The 3,510-nt window shown below is 20.8% G+C and carries 2 protein-coding genes; both read right to left on the bottom strand.

From position 1 onward, the window contains the following. Window positions 1–467: 467 nt before the first annotated feature. On the bottom strand, window positions 468–1,613 hold the full coding sequence (locus tag EZH24_RS08850) for a PIN domain-containing protein (RefSeq protein WP_137998800.1): 1,146 nt from the start codon (window positions 1,611–1,613) through the stop codon (window positions 468–470). A gap of 15 nt (window positions 1,614–1,628) precedes the next feature. Then, entirely contained in the window at window positions 1,629–3,224 is a 1,596-nt protein-coding gene (locus EZH24_RS08845; RefSeq protein WP_137998799.1) for a hypothetical protein, read from the bottom strand. Window positions 3,225–3,510: the final 286 nt, after the last annotated feature.

Here is a 3,510-nt window from a genome sequence, read left to right as displayed (position 1 = left end):
CAAATCTTCATTTCCATTTCTTCCGAGTAGGTATCGGGCAAATAAATCGCTTAATTTCTTTACTTCAATATTATCTTTATTTTTTTTCATAATTATATTATAACAAAAAATTACTCATTTGTCAAATAATAATTAAAAGTTATGTAATAAATATTAACTTCTAAAATCGCTTTCAAGTAATTTTGAAAGAGTTTAATCACAAGAATTTTAAGCGAAGATAAAATGAAATTGATAAAAGATTATAAGGGGCAATTTATGGTTTATATTTTGAGGGTTATTAAAGAGTAAATTTTTATGGATAAAATCGGCTTATATATAATAAAAGAGATATTTCAACAATAAAACCATATTTACCAAAGCAAATAATATATGATACTAATTTTAAGGATATTTCTTTTTGCGGGGATATAGAAAGTATTGGCTGGTAATAAAATTTTATATATAAAAATAATGTTAATAAATACTATTTATTTTATAATATCTACAACTTGTATATTAGATAATTTAAAATCGCTTATATTTTCTTTTGATAATTCAAAGTCTTCTATATCTTCAATTTTATTTTCATTTATATTGATAATAAATGAAAAGTCTATATTTAATTTAAACCAAACTTCATTATCTATATACCAATCATCAGAAGATTCTCTGGCATAGTTAATAGTATATATATCCATTTCATTACTTATGATAATATTTCCATAAACTGATAAAATATCATTTTCTATTTTTATATCATATTCTATATTATCGCACTTTATATTATCCGTTGGTGTTACAATTTCTACGAGGTCGCCAAATTTTTTATAAATTTTTTCTTTTTCTAATTCCAAAAAGTCAATTTCTTTTATTTCTGATACTATTCCATCAGCAAAATTGTTCTCAATAAAATTTTTATTTATTATATTCATTTCTTTTATAGAATCTTTCAATTTGTCTAATAGTTCTAATTGTTTAAATTGTTTCGTTAGCTTTAATTTTTCTAATTCTTTTTTTAGATTTTTGAATTCTAAATTATTATTAGAAAAATTTATTATTTTATCATAATACTCAATATTCTTACCGTCTATGAGATAATCATGGTGTAAATTTTCTCTATTACTTTCAGAAGAAAACGCCTTTTTATCATTTACAATGAATATATAATATTTATCATCTGTCTTATTTATAATTTTTTCATAAGAACTCCATACTAAACAATCTTGCCAAGAATTCTTATTATTATCAAATGGAGCCTTTTTTTCTATATATCTGTAAAGAAGTTGATTTATTTCATAATTATCTACTTCAACTATATTTACTTTATATTCTTTTTTCAATTCTTCTATTCTACTATAAAAAATATTTTTAATTCTATCAGGATTATAATTATATAAATAATAATCATTATCTATAGCGTCATTTATTTTTATATCTAACTTTTTTAATTCTTTTAAATTATTTAATTTTTTTTGAACGCTTTCCACATAAGCTTTTTCTAACTCCAATAAAACCATTTCTGCTATATATAATTCTATTAGATTTTCTTTTGACATTTCTAATAATAAATCAATTGCTTGGCTTTTAAATAATAAATCCGTATAAAAAACATTTGTATCAAAAAATATTTTCATTAATTACTCCTTAAATTATAATTGATTACTTTCTAGTGACTCTTTAAATTTATTGAAACTTAATACTTCAAAATCAAGTTCTTTAAATAAAGGTGTAAAATATCTGTTAAATATCATAAAAGATTTAATATTATAGTCTATATTAATATCTATTAAATTATTTTTAGTTAATATTTTTTTATAATTATCTTGCATATAATATATTCTACGTTGAAATTTTTCATCATAATATTTTAAAGGTTCAGTATGACATATATCTTTTTTTATTATTTTTTCTGCTGTCCCATAAAATTTTTTTTGTTGGTCTAAAGCCTCTATTTTATCTCTTGATAATTTTATAAATTTACATTCTATAATAAGTATTTCTTTAGTTTTATCATTTGTAGCTATAATATCATAGTCGCCAAGATATCTTAAAGATTTATCTTTTAATATTTTATATACTTCAAAATTACTTACGACTTTATAATTATTTTTTCTTAATAAATTATATACATTACTAACTATATCTTTTTCATAGGTTTTCTTTTTATCTCTTAATAATTTTGCAGACCTATCTAAAGAAAAGTCATACGGCAGATAAAAATATTCAAAACAATTATTCCACTGATAAAAGACTATGATTAAACTTTCTCTTGAAAATATTAATATATCATCTTTCTTAATTATAGGCTTTAAGTCAAATCTATTTTCCCTTTTAAATCTATAATCTATATTAATATACTCATTCTTTTTATCGCCTACATATTTTATTTTCTCTTTATCTATAATTAGATAATTTAATATTTCAGATAACCATTCTTTTTTATTTTTAATACCTATAGGAGCAATTTCAAGTTTAGATATAAATTCATCATAATTAATTTTGATTATTTCCGAATTAAATTTTTTATCTCTTATTTCATTTAACACATTATTTAATTCAATTTGGAAAACCTTTAAGTCATTAGAAACAGATTTCTGAGCAAAAAGCATTACTATAAGCATATAACCTAAAAAATCAATTCCAAGTTCATTACTTAAAGTATATGTTATTTCTTTAGATATATTTTTTAAAGAATCATGTCCTATATGAAAATAATGGTCATAATTTTCTTTTGTATTATTATCCACATAAGAATCTATTGTTAAATCTTCATTTATAGAAAGATGTAAATATTTTTTAGCTTTACTATTATTGCTATAGTCGTTCCCTATAATATTTAATGTAGTTATATCTTCTTGTAATACATACATAAGAGAAACAAGTCTTATTAAAATATTTATTTTATCCGTATTTGCTATACTGCTGCCAGGATATGATTTATCTAAATTTAATTCTATAAAATATGCCAATATATATACTTGATGTTTTAATAACTCATCATGTTCGTGCTTATTGTCAAGTTCATGGATTGTTTTTGAATAATGTTCCAATAGTATATAATGCACATCCAACCAATTATATTGTTTTAATTCTTTATCAACAAATTCATTTAAATTTTTATAAATTCTCTTTGCTATTTCAAGCGCTTCACTGTAATAATATTCCCCTGATTTTATATCGTTTTTTTTTATAATATCAGCTATGATTTCATTTGCTAATTTATAGTTTTTATTAATTTCAGCCATATATTAAGTCCTCCTAAAATAGATATTATATAAAAAATAATAAATATATTAATATATAAATCCATATTTTATAAAATTATAAAATATATATCCATCAATACTAATTATTATATACATAAAATTAAAAATTATCAAGAGGTCCTTCAATTTTTGGTAAAACCTATACCTTTTTGTAAGTATTGCGATGTGAAGAATAGGAAGGATGGGATAACTTGGAAAACTTCAAGGAATAGGATTGAGGAGTATTTATAACCTAATATATGTGTAGGCTATAATTAAAGTTTTT

The sequence above is a fragment of the Brachyspira catarrhinii genome (assembly GCF_005518285.1).
GTDB classification, from domain to species: Bacteria; Spirochaetota; Brachyspiria; order Brachyspirales; family Brachyspiraceae; genus Brachyspira; species Brachyspira catarrhinii.
This window is presented reverse-complemented; position numbering and strand designations above follow the sequence as displayed.

Excerpts from the sequence above, each read along its gene's own strand:
- EZH24_RS08850 (WP_137998800.1), bottom strand. The coding sequence starts at position 1,613 with ATGAAAATATTTTTTGATACAAATGTTTTTTATACGGATTTATTATTT.
- EZH24_RS08845 (WP_137998799.1), bottom strand. The coding sequence starts at position 3,224 with ATGGCTGAAATTAATAAAAACTATAAATTAGCAAATGAAATCATAGCT.